Source organism: Micromonospora sp. NPDC050200 (assembly GCF_040656135.1).
Taxonomy (GTDB): Bacteria; Actinomycetota; Actinomycetes; order Mycobacteriales; family Micromonosporaceae; genus Micromonospora.
This window is the reverse complement of record NZ_JBFALG010000015.1, coordinates 111078-130805: the sequence shown is the minus strand read 5'-3', so window position 1 is coordinate 130805 and position 19728 is coordinate 111078. Positions and strand designations below refer to the sequence as shown.

General features: G+C 74.1%; 13 protein-coding genes. 6 read left to right on the top strand and 7 right to left on the bottom strand.

The genetic code is table 11. The features are described 5' to 3' along the window. Positions 1-1232: 1232 nt before the first annotated feature. Positions 1233-3095, bottom strand: coding sequence for a beta-N-acetylhexosaminidase (locus AB0I41_RS13210; protein WP_357105937.1), 1863 nt, complete (start codon positions 3093-3095; stop codon positions 1233-1235). 312 nt (positions 3096-3407) lie between these two features. On the opposite strand from AB0I41_RS13210, the gene ppdK reads away from it, so the two are divergent. Beyond that, positions 3408-6116 (top strand): pyruvate, phosphate dikinase, encoded by a 2709-nt coding sequence (gene ppdK, locus AB0I41_RS13205; RefSeq protein WP_357105934.1) that lies wholly within the window; start codon positions 3408-3410, stop codon positions 6114-6116. Between the two features lie 88 nt (positions 6117-6204). On the opposite strand, the gene AB0I41_RS13200 is transcribed toward ppdK, so the two are convergent. Further along, positions 6205-6675: a roadblock/LC7 domain-containing protein gene (locus tag AB0I41_RS13200; protein ID WP_357105954.1), complete on the bottom strand. Its 471-nt coding sequence runs from the start codon at positions 6673-6675 to the stop codon at positions 6205-6207. 252 nt (positions 6676-6927) lie between these two features. On the opposite strand from AB0I41_RS13200, the gene AB0I41_RS13195 reads away from it, so the two are divergent. The 5 genes from AB0I41_RS13195 to AB0I41_RS13175 all read left to right on the top strand — a co-directional run bounded on the left by AB0I41_RS13195 (position 6928) and on the right by AB0I41_RS13175 (position 12448). Then, a complete protein-coding gene (locus tag AB0I41_RS13195; RefSeq protein WP_357105931.1) occupies positions 6928-7278 on the top strand; it encodes a VOC family protein in 351 nt (116 codons plus the stop codon). A gap of 1 nt (position 7279) precedes the next feature. Next, positions 7280-8572: a deoxyguanosinetriphosphate triphosphohydrolase gene (locus AB0I41_RS13190; RefSeq protein ID WP_357105928.1), complete on the top strand. Its 1293-nt coding sequence runs from the start codon at positions 7280-7282 to the stop codon at positions 8570-8572. A gap of 54 nt (positions 8573-8626) precedes the next feature. Then, positions 8627-9460 (top strand): siderophore-interacting protein, encoded by an 834-nt coding sequence (locus AB0I41_RS13185; protein WP_357105926.1) that lies wholly within the window; start codon positions 8627-8629, stop codon positions 9458-9460. A 553-nt stretch (positions 9461-10013) separates the two neighbouring features. Then, positions 10014-11912 carry a DNA primase gene (gene dnaG / locus AB0I41_RS13180; RefSeq protein WP_357105923.1) on the top strand — a complete coding sequence of 633 codons (1899 nt, stop codon included), beginning with the start codon at positions 10014-10016 and terminating at the stop codon, positions 11910-11912. Next, the gene (locus tag AB0I41_RS13175; RefSeq protein WP_357105920.1) at positions 11912-12448 is read left to right on the top strand and encodes a hypothetical protein; all 537 of its coding nucleotides are present in this window, start codon (positions 11912-11914) and stop codon (positions 12446-12448) included. The genes dnaG and AB0I41_RS13175 overlap by 1 nt, the downstream gene beginning before the upstream one ends. A gap of 12 nt (positions 12449-12460) precedes the next feature. Here AB0I41_RS13175 and AB0I41_RS13170 read toward each other — a convergent pair whose 3' ends face one another. From AB0I41_RS13170 to AB0I41_RS13150, 5 genes are all read right to left on the bottom strand, one after another. Further along, a complete protein-coding gene (locus AB0I41_RS13170; RefSeq protein ID WP_357105917.1) occupies positions 12461-13429 on the bottom strand; it encodes a TAXI family TRAP transporter solute-binding subunit in 969 nt (322 codons plus the stop codon). Next, the gene (locus AB0I41_RS13165; protein WP_357105914.1) at positions 13426-13818 is read right to left on the bottom strand and encodes a roadblock/LC7 domain-containing protein; all 393 of its coding nucleotides are present in this window, start codon (positions 13816-13818) and stop codon (positions 13426-13428) included. The genes AB0I41_RS13170 and AB0I41_RS13165 overlap by 4 nt, the downstream gene beginning before the upstream one ends. Then, positions 13815-16259 (bottom strand): nitrate- and nitrite sensing domain-containing protein, encoded by a 2445-nt coding sequence (locus tag AB0I41_RS13160; protein ID WP_357105911.1) that lies wholly within the window; start codon positions 16257-16259, stop codon positions 13815-13817. Before AB0I41_RS13160 ends, AB0I41_RS13165 begins: the two co-directional genes overlap by 4 nt. A 63-nt stretch (positions 16260-16322) precedes the next feature. Next, positions 16323-17342, bottom strand: a complete 1020-nt coding sequence (locus tag AB0I41_RS13155) for a TAXI family TRAP transporter solute-binding subunit (RefSeq protein ID WP_357105909.1) — start codon at positions 17340-17342, stop codon at positions 16323-16325. Beyond that, entirely contained in the window at positions 17339-19486 is a 2148-nt protein-coding gene (locus tag AB0I41_RS13150; protein WP_357105952.1) for a TRAP transporter fused permease subunit, read from the bottom strand. Before AB0I41_RS13150 ends, AB0I41_RS13155 begins: the two co-directional genes overlap by 4 nt. Positions 19487-19728: the final 242 nt, after the last annotated feature.

Sequence of the window (19728 nt, the reverse complement as noted above, 5' to 3'; positions counted from 1 at the left end):
CGAGGCCGGCGGCGGTCAGGGTGGTCTTGCGGATCAGATCGGTACGCATGATGTGTGCCTCTCTGTTCGGGGGTGCGCGGCGGGCCGTCGGGGGGACGGCTTGCGCGAAAGGAAAGTCAAGAAGGGGATCTGCCCGGCGGCCAGGGGGTGGCTCTGCTCGGGTGTCCGGGGGATGTAACCGTCCCGGTGGGCCCCGCATTCCGCGGGCCTTGGTGCCGGGCGCCGCCCGGCGATCCGGGGATGTAACGGTCCCGGCGGACTCCGCATTCCGCGAGCCCTCAGGGGGCTGCCCGGTGATGTTCGCCGGGGGATGTAACCATCCGGGGCGGGCCCGCATTCCATCGGACCGGTCCGGGGGACCGTCCGGGCGGGGGAGCCGCGGCGGTATGCCATGTACAACGACCCCGGCCCGTCGGCCATTCCACCGCCGGGGTGGCCCCGACCACGGGATGACGCAGGCCGAACCGGACAGCAGGGCGGCAACCGTCCCACCACGAACCGGACAGTCAACCACAAACTGACGGCCCGGCCCGACACTCTCGCGCCGCCCACGCCGCCCACGCCGCCCACGCCGCCCACGCCGCCCACGCCGCCCACGCCGCCCACGCCGCCCACGCCGCCCACGCCGCCCACGCCGCCCACCGCGTCCACGCCGTCCACGCCGCCCACGGCGCCCAAGAGCGACGCCCCACCTGCCCCCGGCCTCTCGGACCTCGACCAGGCACTAACAGCCCGCCCCGACCCTTCCGCCGATACCCACCCCCGCCTCCCCGCCCCAGCCGGCCCGCCCGATTGATCAAGAGGTTTGCGTCGGCGACACGCCGCCAGGCAGACGCAAACCTCTTGATCAACCTCGTGGCGGTGCGGCTTGGCGGGGCCCCGCGCAGAGATCTTGGACAGTTTCGGTTCGAGGGGGACTGGTCGAGGGGGACGGAAACTGTCCAAGATCTGCGGGATGACGGGATGACGGGATGACGGGATGACGGGATGACGGGGTGAGGGGTGAGGGGTGCCCGATCCCGGGATCGACGTGGGGCGCTGGTGTCGCCGGGTTGCTGTGCGCGGGGCGGTCGGCGAAGGCGGCGGACAGGGTGCCCGCGTCGGTCGAGCTGGTGGGTCTTCGCGAGCTCCGGATGGTGCCGCTCGTGGGCGGTGGGCGCAGCGTGGGGCGTATCGCCGGGGTCGCGTCGCGCGGCCGGCGACACGCCCCGTCGGCGGTGCGGCGGGTCGGCTCAGCCGGTGGGTGTCGACGTGGCGGTCGGGGTGGGCGGGGTGCCCGGGACCGTGGTTGGCGGGGTGGCGGAGTCGTCCCGGTCGGCTGGCCAGGGGATCTCCGGGGCGCGGTGGAAGGCGATGCCGGCGGTGGCCCAGCGCGGGCCGTGGCCGGCGAGGCGCTCGCGGAAGCCGGCCCAGTCGTGCCCCGCCCGGGGCGACCAGCCCAGCTCGGCGACGGCGGGCAGCCGGGGGAGGAGCATGAACTCGATCTCGGTCAGCGTGGTCACCGACTCGGTCCAGAGCGGCGCCTCGACGCCGAGCACCGCGTCGGCAGGTACGCCGGCCACGTGCGCGCCCGGGTCCCAGTCGTACGCGCGCCGCACGTCGATCAGCCCGGCCCAGTCCTGCCCGAGCGGGGTGTCCGGGGCGTACTTCATGTCCAGGTAGGCGTGGTTGCCGGGGGAGAGGATCAGCCGGGCGCCCCGGCGTACCGCCTCGGCGACCACCGGGTCGTCGCCGTCGGTGCCCCACCACTGGAGCACCCGCCCCTCGGAGTGCCCGGCCGGGGCGATCTGGTGCCAGCCGACGACCGTTTTGCCGGTGCCGGCGACGATCCGCTGCGCCCGCTCCACGAAGCCGGTGTACGCCTCCCCCTTCACCTTGAACGCCTCGTCGCCGCCGATGTGCAGCCACGGGCCGGGGGTGAGGGCGGCCACCTCGCCGAGCACGTCGGCGACGAAGTCGTACGTCCGCTCGCTGGTCGGGTCGACGTAGCTGAAGCCGACCTCGGTGCCGGTGTACGGCGGCGGCGCGATCCGGTCCGGTGCCAGCTCGGGGTATGCGGTCAGCGCCGCGTTGGTGTGGCCGGGCAGGTCGATCTCGGGGACGACGGTGATGTGCCGACGGGCCGCGTACCGGACGATCTTCCGATAGTCCGCGCCGGTGTAGAAACCACCCGGCCCGCCGCCCACCTCGATGGCCCCGCCGACGGTGGTCAGTGCCGGCCAGGAGTCGACGGCGATCCGCCAGCCCTGGTCGTCGGTGAGGTGCAGGTGCAGGTGGTTGAGCTTGTACCGGGCCAGATGGTCGATCACCCGCAGCACGTCGGCGACGCCGAAGAAGTGCCGGGAGACGTCGAGCATCGCGCCCCGGTACGGGAAGCGCGGCCGGTCGACGATCACGCCGCCGGGCACCACCCAGCGCGCGGCGACCGGGGACGGGCTCTCGATCGCGGTGGGCAGGAGTTGCCGCAGCGTCTGCACTCCGTGGTGGAGCCCGGTGGCGGTGCCGGCGGTGATCCGTACCTCGCCGGGGGTGACGTCCAGGCGGTAGCCCTCGTCCCCGAGCGCATCGGCCGGCGCCGCGTCCGGCGTTTCGCCGGCCGGGCCCGCGCCGCCCACGGCAGCCACGACACCGGCGTCCCGGCCGGTACCGCCCAGCGCGTCGTCCGCGGCGGTGCGGGGCCGGGGCACGCCGGCGGGCGGCACCGCGGCGGCCAGCGTGAGCACCAGCGGGCCGTCGGTAGCGGTGGCCTCGACCACGACCGGCAGCGGGTACCCGGTGGCCGGGCGCAGCAGTTCGGCGAGCTGTTCGGCCACGTCCCGGGTGTCCGGGGCCGGGCTGACCCGCACGGCCGCGTCGGCGGGGAGGGTGAAGTCGGCCGCCGGGTCCGGCCGGACCTGCTCCGGGGCCGGCACCACGTCGGTCAGTCGGACCGGTGCGGGCGGTGCGAGCAGCTCTCCGGCGGCCCGTGCGGCGAACCGGGCCAGCTCGGCGGCGGCCGGCCGGTGGGTGGGCTGGCCGACCTGGCCGAGCGGTTCCGGGCCGGTCCCGGCGCTGGTCGAGCCGGTCTCCGGGCTGGTGGAGGGGGTGGGCGGCACGGCGGCGGCTCCGGGGTGTATTCGCGGCGGATATGGCAAAGGTCAGGTTCGGCAGAACCGGTGCCGTCAAGAATACGAGGAGACCCGGAATTGCGTGATCGTGCTCGTGGAAGCGTTCCCAGAAACCCCCGCGAACACGGATAGTCGTGATAGCTGTGCCTATTGTCACCGAACGGTCCCAGGCCACCCGATGTTCGCTTAACCTTCGCCCACCGATCGGTGTCGACACCGGGATTACCGGTGGTCCGCCCCGGGGTATGAGGCAACTGAACCTTCGTTAAGTGTCAATTCCGGCGTGCGTGGGAGGCTCTGGTGGCAGCGCAAGAGACGGTCGATCACAAGTACGTCTACGACTTCGCCGAGGGCAACAAGGACCTCAAGGACCTGCTCGGCGGCAAGGGGGCCAACCTCGCCGAGATGACCAACCTCGGGCTGCCGGTCCCGCCCGGCTTCACCATCACCACCGAGGCGTGCAAGGCGTACCTGGACACCGGCCGGGAGCCGGACGGTCTCGCCGGCCAGATCGAGACTCACCTGGAGTCGCTGGAGCGCGAGATGGGCCGCAAGCTCGGCGACCCGCAGGACCCGCTGCTGGTGTCCGTCCGCTCCGGGGCTAAGTTCTCCATGCCCGGCATGATGGAGACCGTCCTCAACGTCGGCCTCAACGACCGCAGCGTCGTCGGGCTCTCCGCCCAGGCCGGCGGCAACGACCGGTTCGCCTGGGACTCGTACCGCCGGCTGATCCAGATGTTCGGCAAGACCGTCTGCGAGGTGCCGGGCGAGGAGTTCGAGCACGCCCTCGACGAGGCCAAGCGTGCCAAGGGCACCACCAACGACCTCGACCTCGACGCCGGCGACCTGCGCGGGCTGGTCGACGCGTACAAGAAGATCTTCCTCAAGCACACCGGCCGGGAGTTCCCGCAGGAGCCGCGCGAGCAGCTCGACCTGGCCATCCGCGCGGTCTTCGAGTCGTGGAACGCCGAGCGGGCCGTGCTCTACCGCCGCCAGGAGCGCATCCCGGCCGACCTCGGCACCGCGGTCAACGTGGTCTCCATGGTCTTCGGCAACCTCGGCCCCGACTCCGGCACCGGCGTCGCCTTCACCCGTGACCCCGGCAGCGGCGCGCAGGGCATCTACGGCGACTACCTCGCCAACGCCCAGGGCGAGGACGTCGTCGCCGGCATCCGCAACACCGTGCCGTTGCAGGAGCTGGAGCGACTCGACAAGAAGTCCTACGAGCAACTGCTCGACTTCATGGCCCGGCTGGAGGGGCACTACAAGGACCTCTGCGACATCGAGTTCACCATCGAGCGCGGCAAGCTCTGGATGCTCCAGACCCGGGTCGGCAAGCGCACCGCCGCCGCCGCGTTCGTCATCGCCGGGCAGCTCGTCGACGAGGGCCTGATCGACCTCGACGAGGCGCTGCACCGGGTCAACGGCGCGCAGCTCGCCCAGCTGATGTTCCCGCGCTTCCAGCTCGACCACGAGCTCCAGCCGGTGGCCAAGGGCATCGGGGCGTCCCCGGGGGCCGCCTCCGGCAAGGTGGTCTTCACCTCCGCCCGGGCGGTCGAACTGGCCGCCGAGGGGGAGGCGGTGATCCTGGTCCGCCGGGAGACCAACCCCGACGACCTGAACGGCATGATCGCCGCCAAGGGCATCCTCACCTCGCGCGGCGGCAAGACCAGCCACGCCGCCGTGGTGGCCCGGGGCATGGGCAAGACCTGCGTCTCCGGCGCCGACGAGCTGGACGTCAATATCCCGGCGAAGAAGTTCACCGTCGGCGAGCACGTCGTCAACGAGGGCGACATCGTCTCGATCGACGGCACCACCGGCAAGGTCTACCTCGGCGAGGTGCCGAGCATGCCGTCGGAGGTGGTGCAGTACTTCGAGGGCAGCCTCGACCCGGAGCACATCGACAACGCGCTGGTCCGGGCCGTACACCGGATCATGACGCACGCCGACGCCACGCGGCGGCTGGCCGTCCGGACGAACGCCGACACCGGGGCGGACGCGGCCCGGGCGCGGCGGTTCGGCGCCGAGGGCATCGGCCTGTGCCGCACCGAGCACATGTTCCTCGGCGACCGGCGGGAGCTGGTCGAGCGGCTGATCCTGGCCCGCACCGACGGCGAGCGGGCGGACGCGCTGGCCGCGCTGCTGCCGTTGCAACGGGCCGACTTCATCGAGATCTTCCGCGAGATGGACGGCCTGCCAGTCACCGTGCGGCTGATCGACCCGCCGCTGCACGAGTTCCTGCCCCCGCTGGAGCAGCTCGCGGTCAACGTCGCCGTCGCCCAGGAACGCGGCGAGGACGTCGCCAAGGAGGAGGCGCTGCTCGCCGCCGTCCGGCGGATGCACGAGGAGAACCCGATGCTGGGCCTGCGCGGCGTGCGCCTCGGCCTGGTCATCCCCGGCCTCTTCGCGATGCAGGTCCGGGCCATCACGGAGGCGGCGGTCGCCGTCACCCGCGACGGCGCGGTGGCCAAGCCGGAGATCATGGTCCCGCTGGTCGGGGCGGTGCAGGAGCTGGAGACGGTACGCGCCGAGGCCGAGAAGATCATCGCGGAGGTGGTCGGGGACAGCGGCGTCGAGGTGCTGATCGGCACCATGATCGAGGTGCCCCGGGCGGCGCTGACCGCCGGGCAGATCGCCGAGGCGGCGCAGTTCTTCTCCTTCGGCACGAACGACCTGACCCAGATGGGCTGGGGATTCTCCCGCGACGACGTCGAGGGCGCGTTCTTCTGGCGCTACCTGGAGCTGGGCATCTTCGGCATCTCGCCGTTCGAGTCCATCGACCGCGACGGTGTGGGCCGGCTGGTCCGGATCGCCGCGGAGGAGGGCCGGGCGGCCCGGCCCGAGCTGAAGCTGGGCGTCTGCGGCGAACACGGCGGCGACCCCGACTCGGTGCACTTCTTCCACGAGGTGGGCCTGGACTACGTCTCCTGCTCGCCGTTCCGGGTGCCGGTGGCCCGGCTGGAGGCCGGCCGAGCGGCCGTCGAGACCGACGGCTCCGACAGCCGCTGACCGCAGGACCGACGGCGGCTCCGGGCGCTCCGGAGCCGCCGTCGTCGTCGGTGGGCGCGCCGGGCCGTCGGCCGCCGCGCGCCCCGGCTCAGAGCGGCGGGCGCCGCCAGGTCGACCCCGGCCGTCGGCGGGCCAGCGCCGGCAGTGGGGTACGCACCGCGAGCGCGCCGTGCACCTGCGGCACCGGCGTCGCACCCACCGCGATCCGCTGCGAGTCGAACGCCGAGCCGGCCCGCTCGGCCACCGCCCGCGCCTCCTCGTGCAGCGCCTCCAGGTCGGTGCCCGCCCCGGTGACCAGGGTGAGCAGCGCGTGCCGCCCGGCCGGGTAGGTGACCACGCAGTCGGTGGCCGTGTGCACCACCGACTCCCGGAAGCTGCCGCCGCGCACCGTGTGGGCGACCTGGTGCCCCACCCCGAAACTCACCGCGGCGAGGGCGGCCAGGTGGGTGGCGTCCGTGGTCGGCAGGTCGCTGGAGATGAGCATCCCGTCGCGCCCGGCCAGCACCGTGCCGGCCACCTCCGGGCGCTGTCGGCGCAGCCTCCGCAGCTCCGTGTCCATCACCGTGTCAACGTGCACGAGCGTCCCCCGTTCGTCGCGTTCCGGCCGTCGGCGTCACATACCGCTCCCGGCACGTTACCGAAGGCCACGCCGCAACCGCGATCCCGTGACCGTCAGCGATCGGTCGGCAACTCCCGTCCGATCGGCGGTTGTGGACCCGCCACGCCCCGTTCGCCGCCGCGCCCTCCGGGCCGCCCCGGCGTAACCTGGGCTCCCGCGAGGAGTTGCGTACGACCGGCGAAGGGTGACCGCATGACCAGCGTCTGGGAGAGCTTGACCGTCGACGCCCGGGACCCGTCCCGGTTGGCGCACTGGTGGGCCGAGGCGCTCGGCTACCAGGTGGTCGCGGACAAGCCGGACGAGGTGGAGATCCGTCAGTCGGCCGACCGGCTGCCCGGCATCGTCTTCGTCCCGGTCGCCGACGGCAAGGAGACCAAGAACCGCCTCCACCTCGACCTGCGCCCGGCGGACCAGGAGGCCGAGGTCGAGCGGCTGGTCGACATGGGGGCCCGGCACGTCGACGTCGGCCAGGGCGACGCCTCGTGGACGGTGCTGGCCGACCCGGAGGGCAACGAGTTCTGCGTGCTGCGGCAGCAGGGCTGACGTGCGCGACGGCGACCCGGCCGGGCCGTGGGACGCGGCCGACGCGCGGCGCCGGGTCGACGAGGCGCCCAAGGACACCGGGTACGGTCGGTCGCCGTACGAGCGGGACCGGGCCCGGGTGCTGCACTCGGCGGCGTTCCGGCGGCTCGCCGCCAAGACCCAGGTGCACGTCGCCGGCACCGACGACTTCCTGCGTACCCGGCTGACCCACTCGCTGGAGGTGGCCCAGATCGCCCGGGAGATGGGCGCCCGGCTGGGCTGCGACCCGGACGTGGTGGACACCGCCGGGCTCGCCCACGACCTCGGGCACCCGCCGTTCGGGCACAACGGCGAGGACGCCCTCGACCGGCTCGCCGCGCCCTGCGGCGGGTTCGAGGGCAACGCCCAGACGCTGCGCGTGCTGACCCGGCTGGAGGCCAAGGTGATCGGCCCGGACGGCGCCCCGGCCGGGCTCAACCTCACCCGGGCCTCGCTCGACGCGGTCGGCAAGTACCCGTGGCCCCGGCAGCCGGGACTGCGCAAGTTCGGGGTGTACGCCGACGACCGGCCGGTCTTCGACTGGCTGCGCGCGGGCGTACCGCCGGGGGACGTCGCCGTCGACGGCGCCGGTCTGCCCGGCGGCGCGCGGCGCTGCCTGGAGGCCCAGGTGATGGACTGGGCCGACGACGTCGCGTACTCGGTGCACGACGTGGAGGACGGCATCCACGGCGGGTACGTCTCGCTGCGCCCCCTGCTCGACGACCCGGACGAGCGGGCCGCGCTCTGCGTCGACGTGGCGGCGGTCTACTCCGGCGAGTCCCCGGCCGACCTCGGCGAGGTGCTCGTCGGCCTGCTCGACGAGCCGGTGCTCGCCCCGCTGGGCGGGTACGACGGCAGCCACCGGGCGCAGGTCGCGCTGAAGGCCACCACGAGCGTGCTGACCGGGCGGTTCGTCTCCGCCGTGGTGACCGCCACCCGGGAGCGCTTCGGCCCCGGCCCGCACCGCCGGTACGCCGCCGACCTGGTGGTGCCGCGCCGGATCCGGGCGCAGTGCGCGCTGTTGAAGGGGATCGCCTGGCGTTACGTGATGACCCGTCCGGGCGTCCGCACCCGGTACGACCGGCAGCGGGAGATCCTGGCCGAGCTGGTCGGCGCGCTGGGCGACCGGGCGCCGGACGCCCTCGACCCGGTCTTCGCGCCGCTGTGGCGGGCCGCCCCGGACGACGCCGCCCGGCTGCGGGTGGTGGTCGACCAGGTGGCGTCGCTCACCGACCCGGCGGCGGTGGCCTGGCACGGCCGGCTCGTCCGGTCCTGAGGGTCGACCGACCGGCCGGCGGGCTCCGCGGCGACTTAGGCTAGCCTAAGTGACATGACGGAACGCCCGAAGAAGGTCACGTCCGCCCGGGTCCTGCGGACCGAGCGGCCCACCCCGCACCTGATCCGACTGGTCCTCGGCGGGGAGGAACTGACGGGGATCCCGGTCGGGGAGTACACCGACCACTACATCAAGATCATCTTTCCGGCGTCCGGGGTCGAGCACCCCAGGCCGCTGGACCTGGCCGCGATCCGTCGTGACCTGCCCCGTGAGCAGTGGCCCCGGCTGCGGGCGTACACCGTGCGCGCCTGGGACCCGCTGGCCGGCGAGCTGACCGTGGACGTGGTGCACCACGGCGACGAGGGGCTGGCCGGGCCCTGGGCGGCCCGGCTGCGCCCCGGCGACGAGGTGCTCTTCACCGGCCCGGGCGGGGCGTACGCGCCGGACCCGACGGCGGACTGGCACCTGCTGGTGGGCGACGAGAGCGCCCTGCCGGCGATCGGCGCGGCCCTGGAGCGACTGCCGTCGGGCGCCCCGGCCGCCGTGTTCGTCGAGGTCGACGGGCCGGCGGACGAGCAGCCGCTGCCCAGCCCCGGCGCGGTGGCGCTGACCTGGCTGCACCGGGGCGACCGGCCGGCCGGCGAGGCGCTGGTCGAGGCGGTCCGGGCGCTGGAGTTCCGGCCCGGCCGGGTGCACGCGTTCGTCCACGGCGAGGCCACCTTCGTCAAGGAGTTGCGCCGGCTGCTGCGCGTCGAGCGCGGGATGCCCCGCGAAGCCCTGTCCATCTCCGGCTACTGGCGTCGCGGCATGGACGACGAGGGCTGGCGCTCCACCAAGGCGGACTGGAACCGCCAGGTCGAGGCGGAGGAGGCCACCCCCGTCGCCTGACCCCGCCGTACCCCGCCGATCTTCCACTCGGGCGCTTCAGCACCGGCATGGCATCGGCCTGGCCTGCTACGCCGTGGCCGAGCCGATCCGGCACCACGCCGCACCGCCGCCACCGTCTTCGGCTCGGCCACCAGCCTGGGCCTGGGGGCGCTCCAGGTGGCGGCCTGGACAGCGCGACCGCGGTGCCGGACAGCACCGCGGTCGAGCTGGTGGTTGCGCGGCGGTGGTCCGCGGTGGCGGTGGGTGCGGTGGCGATGTACCGGGTGTGTCGGGCGCGGGAGACGCATGTCCCGACGAGCGTGATACCTCTCAGGCATATTTATGCCTGAGAGGTATCACGCTCATGGTCATGTCCCCGTCCTCGGCGCGACACGCCCGAGCGGCGGTCAGAACCGTCCGCCGACCGGCAGCACCCGGGACCTCGTCGCCGCCGCGCTGCTGCTCGCCGCCGGTGACCCGGTGGTGCCCGCCGCCCGCGCTGACACCGCCCCGCCGGCGGCCTTCGCCACAGGCCCGTCCCCCGGGCGGCGGATCGTCGGTCCGGCAGGGCAGGATGTACGCCGAGGGGGTGGCACAGATGGCTGGGCGGATCCGGGACGAGGACATCGCGCTGGTCCGGGAACGCACCTCGATCGCCGAGGTCATCTCCGACACGGTGACCCTCAAGTCCGCCGGCGGCGGCAACCTCAAGGGCCTCTGCCCGTTCCACGACGAGAAGAGCCCGTCGTTCAACGTCTCGCCCGCCCGCAACGTCTGGTACTGCTTCGGCTGCGGGGCCGGCGGGGACGCCATCAAGTTCCTGATGGACGCCGAGCACCTCAGCTTCGTCGAGTCCGTCGAGCGGCTCGCCGCCCGCGCCGGCATCCAGCTGCGCTACCTCGAGAACGACCAGGTCGCCCCGCGCAGCCGCCCCCAGCAGGGGCAGAAGCAGCGGCTGGTGGCCGCGCACGCCGCCGCCGTCGAGTTCTACCGGGCCCAGCTCACCACGGCCGCCGCCCGGCCGGCCCGGGAGTTCCTGGCGCAGCGGGGCTTCGACCGGGCCGCCGCCGAGCGGTACGGCTGCGGCTTCGCCCCGGACGCCTGGGACCTGCTCACCAAGCACCTGCGCCAGCAGGGCTTCAGCCACGACGAGCTGGTCACCGCCGGGCTGTCCCGGCCGGCCCGCTCCGGCTCGCTGATCGACCGGTTCCGCCGCCGCCTGCTCTGGCCGATCCGCGACCTGGCCGGCGACGTGATCGGCTTCGGCGCCCGCAAGCTCTTCGACGACGACGACGGCCCGAAATACCTGAACACCCCCGAGACGCCGATCTACAAGAAGTCGCACGTTCTCTACGGCATCGACCAGGCCAAGCGGGAGATCGCCAAGCAGGGCAAGGTGGTCGTCGTCGAGGGCTACACCGACGTGATGGCCTGCCACCTCGCCGGCGTGCCGACGGCCGTGGCGACCTGCGGCACCGCCTTCGGCGCCGACCACATCGGGGTGCTGCGCCGGCTCCTGCTGGACACCGAGGCGGTGGCCGGCGAGATCATCTTCACCTTCGACGGGGACGCTGCCGGCCAGAAGGCCGCGCTGCGCGCCTTCGAGGACGACCAGCGCTTTGTCGGGCGTACCTTCATCGCGGTCAGCCCCGACAACATGGACCCGTGCGAGCTGCGTCTGGCCAAGGGTGACCTGGCCGTGCGCGACCTGGTCGCCCGCCGCGAGCCGCTGGTCGACTTCGCGCTGCGCCACGTGATCAACCGGTACGACCTGGACACCGTCGACGGCCGGGTGGAGGCGATGCGCCGGGCCGCGCCGCTGGTCGCCAAGATCAAGGATCGGGAGAAGCGCCCCGAGTACGTCCGCAAGCTCGCCGGCGACCTCGGCATGGAGATCGAGCCGGTGCAGCGGGCGGTGCTCGCCGCCGACGCGGCGCCGACCGCCGAGCGGCGGGCGCCCGCGCCGGCCCGGTCGAAGGCCGCGCCCGCGCCGGCGGTGGACAGCCCGCAGTCGATGGTGGAGCGCGAGGCGTTGAAGCTGGCCCTCCAGGAGCCGGTGCTCGCCGGGCCGATGTTCGACGCGGTCGAGGCCCCGGAATACCGCCACCCGGTGCACGGGGCGGTGCGCGCGGCGATCGCCGCGGCGGGCGGGGCCGCGGCCGCGGCCGGCGGCGCGGTCTGGATCGAGTCGGTCCGCGACGCCTGCGAGGACCTCGCCGCCCGGGCGCTCGTCGGCGAGTTTGCCGTGGAGCCGCTGCGCATCGACGGGGAGCCCGACCTCCGGTACGTCTCGATCACCATCGCCCAGTTGCAGTGGGGCTCGGTCACCGCCCGGATCCGGGACCTCAAGTCCAAGATCCAGCGGGTCAACCCGGTGAACAACAAGGACGAGTACTTCGCCCTCTTCGGGGAACTGCTCTCGCTGGAGCAGCACGCGCGGGCGCTGCGCGAGCAGGCCGCGGGAGGACTGTGATGGGACTGTTCAGCCGCAAGCCCAAGCTGCCGCCCGCCGCCCGGCCCCCGCTCGCCGACGACGAACGGGTGCTCGCCTGGGCCGTCGCCGGAAACGGCGAGGGCGACGGCGTGGTGGTGGCCAGCAACCTCGGGCTCTGGCTGCCCGGCCGGGGGCACCGGCTGGGCTGGCACGACATCCTCAAGGCCGTCTGGTCCGGTCGCGAGCTGACCGTCACCCCGGCCGAGCGGGTCACCGAGCGGGACGGCTACCAGGTGGTGGCGGACTGCCCGGCCGAGACGTACCTGCTGGTCGACCCGGGCGACCTGCCGCACCAGGTGCGGGCCCGGGTCACCCGCTCGGTGGCGTACACCGCGCACCACCCGGTGCCCGGCGGCGCCGGGCGGGTCGCGGCCCGACGGGTGGCCGGTGCGGACGGACTGAGCTGGACGGTCCGCTTCGACCCGGGCACCCCCTCGGACGACGACGCCGTGCTGGCGGAGGCCGACCGGCTGGTCGCGGCCGCCCGTGCCGCGACCGCCCCGGCGGACGTCTGACCCGCGCCCGGCTCACCCGCCCCGGTAGAACCGGGCCGCGCCGGGGTGCAACGGGATCGGGTCGGTGCCCGACGCGCTCTGCCGGGTGAAGTTGCCCGCCTCCGGGTGCACCCCGACCAGATCGCTCTGGTACGCGAAGAGCAGCCGGGTCAGGTCGTACGCCAACCCGTCCGGCATGTCGGCGTTGACCAGGATCATGTTCGACACCGTTACGGTCGGGGTGCCCGACGGCGTGCCGTAGGCGTCCTTCGACAGTTCGGCGGTGGTGTAGACCGAGCCGTACGCGGCGTTGAGCGGCTCGATCAGGTCGGCGATCGGCAGCAGCTGGAACTTCCCCGGCGCGCTGGAGAGCAGGTCGGCGATGCCCGGGGTGGGCAGGCCGCCGGAGAAGAACATCGCGTCCAGCGTGCCGGCCCGCATCCGCTTGACCGTCTCCGGCAGCGACAGCGTGAACCGGTGGACGTCGCGGTCCGGGTCCATCCCCGCGGCGGTCAGCAGCCGCCCGGCGATGATGTCCGTGCCGGACTTCGGCGAGCCGGTGGAGACCCGTTTGCCGCGCAGCTGGGCGAAGCCGGTGACCTTGGCTTCGGCCCGCACGATCACGTGGGTGTAGTTGCTGTAGACGCGGGCCAGCGCCCGGACCGGTTGAGGCTGGCCGGCGAAGGCGCCCCGGCCGGCGACCGCGTCCGCCGCGGTGTCGGCGAGGCTGAACGCGATCTCCATGTCGCCGCTGGCCAGCCGGGTGACGTTCTCCACCGAGGCGCCGGTCGGCTCGGCCCGCGCCTCGTACCCGGGCAGGTGGCGGCTGATCACGTCGGCGTAGCCCCCGCCGAGCTGGTAGTACACGCCGGTGGTGTTGCCGGTGGCGAGGAAGATCCGCCCGTCGTGCCAGGCCTGCGGCGGCGCCGCCGGCTGCCCGCACCCGGCGACGAGCAGCGGAACCAGCAGGGCGGCCAGCCACCACGGTGGCCGGCGGGTCACGCCCGGACCGCCGGTTCCAGTGCCTCCGCCACCCGCTGCACGAGCGTCGCGGTCTCGAAGCCGATCTGCCCCAGGTCGCAGCCCGGCGCGGCCAGCACCCCGAGCAGGGCCCGTTTGCCGACCGCCATCACCAGCATCACCCCGCCGTCCATGTCGACGATCTGCTGGCGTACGCGGCCGGCGGACATCAGCCGCGCGGCGCCGACGGTCAGGCTGGCCAGACCGCTGATCACGGCGGCGAGCTGGTCCACCTGGTCGGGGGAGAGGTCGGGCGAGGAGGCCAGCCGCAGCCCGTCCTCGGAGACGGCTATGGCGTGCGACACGTCCGGCACCTGCTCGGCGAAGTTCGCCAGGAGCCAGTCGAGGCCGGCGCTCACGGGTGGGGTCATTGGGGTCTCCCGGTTGGTCTGGTCTGCTGGTTACGTCGCATCGCGCTGGCCACCCCCTCGGCGAGCGCGGACAGCCGGGCCCGCACCACCTCCGGGTCGAGCAGGTCCTCCGCCGGCCGGGCCGGTGGGGCCGGCGGGGTGTGGGGCAGCCCGGTCGGCAGCTGACCGCCCCGGGTCCGGCGCGGCAGGCCGGTGCCGGTGGCCGCCGCCGGCCCGGTCGACGACGGGCGGCCGGGACCGGGTTGGTACGCCTCGGCGCCTTGGGTCACCGGCGGTCGGGTCGCGGCCCCGGCGGGCGTACCGGGGGTGAGCACCGGCAACGTCACCGTCGGCGCGTGGTGGACGTCGGCCGGGTCGGGGCGGGCCCGACTGCCGCCGTACGCCGCCGTCACCAGGGGCGCGGTCGTCCCGTTCGGCACGGCCGTCGCCAGGGACGGGCCGCCGCCCTCGGGCCGGAACCAGGCCGCCGGCGAGGCGGGCTGGCGGTTCGGGACGGCACGGCGGGTCACCGCCTCGACCCGGGTGAGCGCCGACTCGGGCACCTCGATCTGGGCGACCGTGCCGGCGCCGGTGTTGTGCAGCTGCACCCGGATCCCGTGCCGGGCGGCCAGGTGGGCCACCACGTGCAGGCCCATGCTGCCGGCCGCGGCGCTGGAGAGCACCGCCGGGGCGAGGAGCCGTTCGTTGATCGTGGCGAGCCGGGCCTCGTTGATGCCGATGCCCTGGTCGTGTACCCGCAGCGTGAGCCCGTCGACGGTACGCCGGCCGTCGACCTGCACCGTGGCCTGCGGCGGCGAGTAGTTGGTGGCGTTCTCCAGCAGTTCGGCGAGGAGGTGGACCAGGTAGCCGACCGCCGAGCCGTGCACCGCGGCGGCCGGCACGTCGATCTCCACCCGGGCGTAGTCCTCGATCTCCGAGGCGGCCGCGCGGACCACGTCGGCCAGCAGGTGGTCTCCCTCGTACGCCCGGCCGGGCTCGCTGCCGGCGAGGACCAGCAGGTTCTCCCCGTTGCGGCGCATCCGGGCGGCGAGATGGTCCAGCGCGAAGAGCCGGGCCAGCGCCTCCGGGTCGGTCTCCTCCCGTTCGAACTCGTCGAGCAGCCGCAGCTGCCGGGTGATCAGGGTCCGGATCCGGCGGGCCAGCGCCTCGGCCATCCGGGTCACGTCCAGCCGCAGCTCGGCCTGCTCGCCGGCGAGCCGCAGCGCCGCCCGGTTGACCGTGTCGAACGCCTCGGCCACCTGCGCGACCTCGTCCCGCCCATGCCGGATGCCCGCGGTGAGCCGGGTGGCCGCGCCCTCGGCCGGCGCGCCCTCGCCGGACGCGATCGCGGTGATCCGCTCGGGCAGCTCCGAGTTGGCCATGGTGAGCGCCGCCACCCGCAGCCGGCGCAGCCGGCGGCTGGTGCGTACGGCGAGCAGCGCGGCGGCGAGCAGCGACGCGGCCGCGACGGCGGTGGTCGCCCCGCCGGTGACCAGGGCCCGCCGCCGGGCGTCCCGGGTCAGGCTGGCGGCCTGCTGGTCCAGGTTCTCGGAGAGTTCCCGGCCGAGGAGGTTGTACCGCCGGATCGTCCCGCTCTGGGCCACGTACCAGGCGTCGCCGTCGATCTTCAGCGCGGCGGGCAGGCTCTCGCCCTCGACCGCGCTGTCCCGCATCCGCCGGGCGGTGGCGACGTCCGGGCCGGCGACCAGCCGGGCGTACGCGGCCTCCGCCGCGCTGTCGGCGATCCGGGAGAACTCGGCCTGGCGCTGCTCCCGCGCGCCCCCCAGCTGGCCGAGCCGGACCAGTTCCCCCGGGGCCAGCGCGCCCCGAACGAAGATCGCCCGGAGCAGGTCGCGTTCCAGCGAGGCCAGGTGTTCCTGGCTGGCGACCGCGGCCACCTCCCGCGCCGCGTTGGCCAGCTCGGCGTCGCGCAGCTGTGCCGGCAGCGCGTCGGCGACGGTGAGCAACGACTCGACCAGCGCCACGTAGGTGGGGTCGGCCCCCTCCGACTCGGGCGCCGATCGGCGGGCCGGGTCGAGCTGGTAGAGCTGGTCGTCGGCGGTGTCGAGCACCCGCCCGAGGTTCGGGGCGGCCCGGCGGGCCGCCCGGCTGGCGGTGCGGTACCGGTTGACGGCCGTGTCCACCCGCCGCCGCTGGGCGTCCACCAGTGGGCGGCCGATCGAGCCGCCCCGCTGGCGCAGGGCGGCCGTCTCGCCGAGTTCCCGCTCCAGCTCGTGCACCAGGCGCACGGTGGCGGTGGCGGTGCCGGCGAGGACCCGGGCCCGGTCGGCGTCGGCGGAGGCGTCCAGTGCGGTGCCGGTCTGGGTGGCGCCCAGCACCACCAGGCCCACGGTGGCCACCAGAATGGGCGCGAGCAGTTGGGTGCGGACCGACCAGAGCCGGTCGGTGTGGTCCGTCGGCCGGTTGTGCCGGCGTACGCGGGCGGGGCGGGGGAGCGGCACGGGGTCTCCCGGGGTGGTCGGGGACGCCGGGCCCGGGCGGTGGCCCGGACCCGGCGCCGCGGGTCAGCTCGCGCCGAGGTCCTGCAGGGCCTTGGCCGCGCCGCGGTGCAGCGGTACGGGGTCGGTCTTGCGGGCGTTGTCCAGGCTGATGCCCTTCGCGGCCGGGTTGGCCTGGGCCAGGGCGTCCTTCTTCTCGAAGACGGTCCGCGTGATCGCGCAGGCGACGTTCGCGTTGAGGTCCTTGCGGACCAGCAGCACGTTCGGCACCACGATGGTCGGGGTGTCGGCCGCCGTCCGGTAGACGTCGGCGCGGATCGTCCCGGCCTGGTACGCGGGGTTCAGCTCGGTCATCTTGGGCAGCAGCGGGGTGATGTCGAGGAACTTCACCTTGTCTCCGGCGGTGGTGAACAGGTCGGTGACCCCGCCGGTGGGCACCCCGCCGGACCAGAAGAAGCCGTCGATGCTGCCGTCCTTGACCCCCTCGACGGTCTTGGTCAGGTCGAGCCGCTGCGCCTGGACGTCCTTGGCCGGGTCGAGCCCGGCGGCGGTGAGCAGCCGGTTGGCGATGACCTCGGTGCCGGACTTGGGGGAGCCGGTGGAGATCTTCTTGCCCTTCATGTCGGCGACCGAGGTGATGCCCGAGTCGGCCCGTACGACCACCTGGGTGTAGTTGTCGTAGATCCGGGCCAGCGCCTCCACCGGCTGCGGGGAGGTGAAGTTGCCCTTGCCCTGCACCGCGTTGACGGCGGTGTCGAAGAGCGAGAAGGCGACGTCGTACTGGCCGCCGACCAGCTGCTCGATGTTCTGCACCGAGGCGCCCGTCTCGGCGGCCGTGCCGGTCAGCTTGCCGTCGGTCGACGCGGAGAGCTGGCCGGCGAGCGCGTTGCCGACGACGTAGTACACGCCGGTGGCGTTGCCGGTGGCGATGCCGACCCGGGTGCTGTCGGTGACCTTGCAGGTGACCTCGCTGGCGGCGTCGTCCTTCGTCGCGCCGCCCTGTTTGCCCCCGCAACCGGCGGCGCCCGCCGCGACGAGGGTCAGCGCCCCCACTCCCGCGGCGATCCGCACGTTGATCCGTCTCACTGTTCTTCCTCCCCATGGTTCACCGGTGGTGTTGCCGACGGCCCGCCGGTCCGGCCGGCGGCGCCGCGTCGTACGAACACACCCGCCACCACGGCGGCGGCCAGGACGGCGCCGACCGTGACGGGTACGGGTTCGAGCCAGAGCAGCGTCAGCCCGGCGAGCGCGCCGAGGATCCGCTCCGGTACGCCGGCCCGGCCGACGCCGGGCAGCCAGCCGCCCGCCGCCACGGCCAGCACGGCGACGCCGAGCGCGGAGACCAGCGCGGCCACGGCGATCCGCTGCGGCCCGCCGATGCCGAGCAGCCCCAGACCGGTCGGGGTGATCACGAAGGCGATCGGGATCAGGTAGGCCGGCAGGGCGTACCGCAGGGTCTGCCACATGGTCGGCACCAGCCGACCGCCGGTGACCGCGGCGGCGGCCACCGCGGCGAGCGCGGTCGGCGGCGAGACCTCGGACAGGACCGCGAAGTAGAAGACGAACATCGCCGCGGCGGGCGCGGCGACGCCCAGGTCCAGCAGGGCCGGACCGATGATCACCCAGCCGATGACGAAGGAGGCGGTGACCGGCACGGCCAGCCCGAGCAGGCTGAGCGCGACGGCGGCCAGCAGGGCGGTGAGCGCCAGCACCACGGCCGGGTCGGAGGCGACCACCTGCGCGCCGGAGACCAGCAGCGCCGCCGCCTGCGGGCCGAGCCCGGTCTTGGTGGTGGTCGCCGTGATGATGCCGGCCGCGGCGCAGACCGCGCTGACCGCGAGCACGCCGCGCACGCCGGTGCCGAGCGCGTCGACCAGCCGGGCCGGAGTGAGCCGGTGCCGACGGTCCAGGAAGGACAGCGCGGCGGCCAGCACGGTCGCGCCCACCACCGCCCTCGTCGCCGAGACGCCCAGGGCGAGCAGGCCGGTGATCACCAGCAGCGACAGGAAGTGGTAGCCGAAGCGGCCCAGCAGCCGCCAGGGCGAGCCGGTGTCGATGACCACCGGGCGTACCCCCGAGCGCCGGGCGTCGATCTCCACGGAGAGCAGGATGCCGAGGTAGTACAGCACCGTCGGGATGGTCGCCCAGCCGAGCACCTGGAGGTACGACACGCCCAGGTACTCGGCGATGATGAAGGCGGCCGCGCCGAGGGTCGGCGGGGAGAGGATCGCCCCGACGCCGGCGGCGGCGAGCATCCCGCCCGCGCGCTCGGCCGGGTAGCCCGCCCGGCGCAGCACCGGCCAGGTGACCGCGCCGATGCTGACCGTCGTCGCGGCGCCCGAGCCGGAGACGGTGCCGAGCAGGAAGCCGGAGGCGACCGCGGTGCGCCCGGCAGCCGTCCGGGAGCGCCGGAACGCGGCGGCGGAGAGTTCCACGAAGAACCGCCCCGCCCCGGAGAGGTCCAGCACCGCGCCGTAGATGGTGAACAGCACGATGTACGAGGCCGCGACGTCGAGCGGGGTGCCGTAGAACCCGCTGTCGGAGTTGTAGAACGCGTCCACCAGTTGGCCGAAGTCGAGCCCGGCGTGCGCCACCGGCCAGGACTGCGGCAGCAGCCCGCCGTAGTAGCCGTAGGCCAGGAACAGCAGGCAGACGGCGGGCAGGATCCAGCCGGTGGTGCGTCGGCACGCCTCCAGCAGCAGGAGCAGCAGCACGGTGCCCATCGCCACGTCGAGCCCGACGAGCAGGCCCTGCCGGTCGAGGAAGGCGTCGTACCCGCCGCCACCGCCCCCGACGGTGAACGGCAGCACCGGGTAGAGGCAGCTGACCAGGGCCACCCCGGCCAGTACCCGGTCGGGCAGGGTCGGCCCGGCCCGGTCCGGTGCGACCCGTCGGGCCGGTTCGGCCTGGTCGGCTCCGGCGCCGGGGGCCGGCGCGGGTCGCGGCCGGCGCGGGAACGCGAGGTCCGCCGGGTACGCCAGGAACACCGTCGGCAGCACGCCGGCCAGGAAAATGATCAGGTAGTACTTGCTGCCCTGCGGGAGCGGTTGGAAGACCTGGACGAGTGCCAGCAGCGCGATCGCCAGCGTGGTGCCGGTGACCAGAACACCGATCGGGCCGGTGAGTGGGCGGCCCGGTTTCTCGTCCTCGAATTGCGCGGCGAGTTTCCGGGTGTCCGGCGCGTCGGGACCGGCCGGCGTACCCGTCCGTTGCTCGGGCGCAAGCGGCACCGGAGCGTCCTCCACGGTGGCTCCCGCCTCGGTGGAGCCGGCCCGCGGCGACTGTGGGGTGGGACTGTCGGAGGAGCGTACGGACGACACGAGGGGGCACGATACGCGAATTACGTACACCATGGAACATTGCCGAATATGATTGCGGTCGGTAATGGGGGCCGGTTTTAATTACGCAGAGGCAGCTGAATTGAGAAGGATTTAACAACCACCGGGGCGGAACGGTTGACAGTCAGTGGTTG

Coding starts and splice junctions, on each gene's coding strand:
- AB0I41_RS13200 (WP_357105954.1), bottom strand. CDS start 6,675: ATGGACACGGAGCTGCGGAGGCTGCGCCGACAGCGCCCGGAGGTGGCC.
- AB0I41_RS13195 (WP_357105931.1), top strand. CDS start 6,928: ATGACCAGCGTCTGGGAGAGCTTGACCGTCGACGCCCGGGACCCGTCC.
- AB0I41_RS13185 (WP_357105926.1), top strand. CDS start 8,627: ATGACGGAACGCCCGAAGAAGGTCACGTCCGCCCGGGTCCTGCGGACC.
- dnaG (WP_357105923.1), top strand. CDS start 10,014: ATGTACGCCGAGGGGGTGGCACAGATGGCTGGGCGGATCCGGGACGAG.
- AB0I41_RS13175 (WP_357105920.1), top strand. CDS start 11,912: ATGGGACTGTTCAGCCGCAAGCCCAAGCTGCCGCCCGCCGCCCGGCCC.
- AB0I41_RS13165 (WP_357105914.1), bottom strand. CDS start 13,818: ATGACCCCACCCGTGAGCGCCGGCCTCGACTGGCTCCTGGCGAACTTC.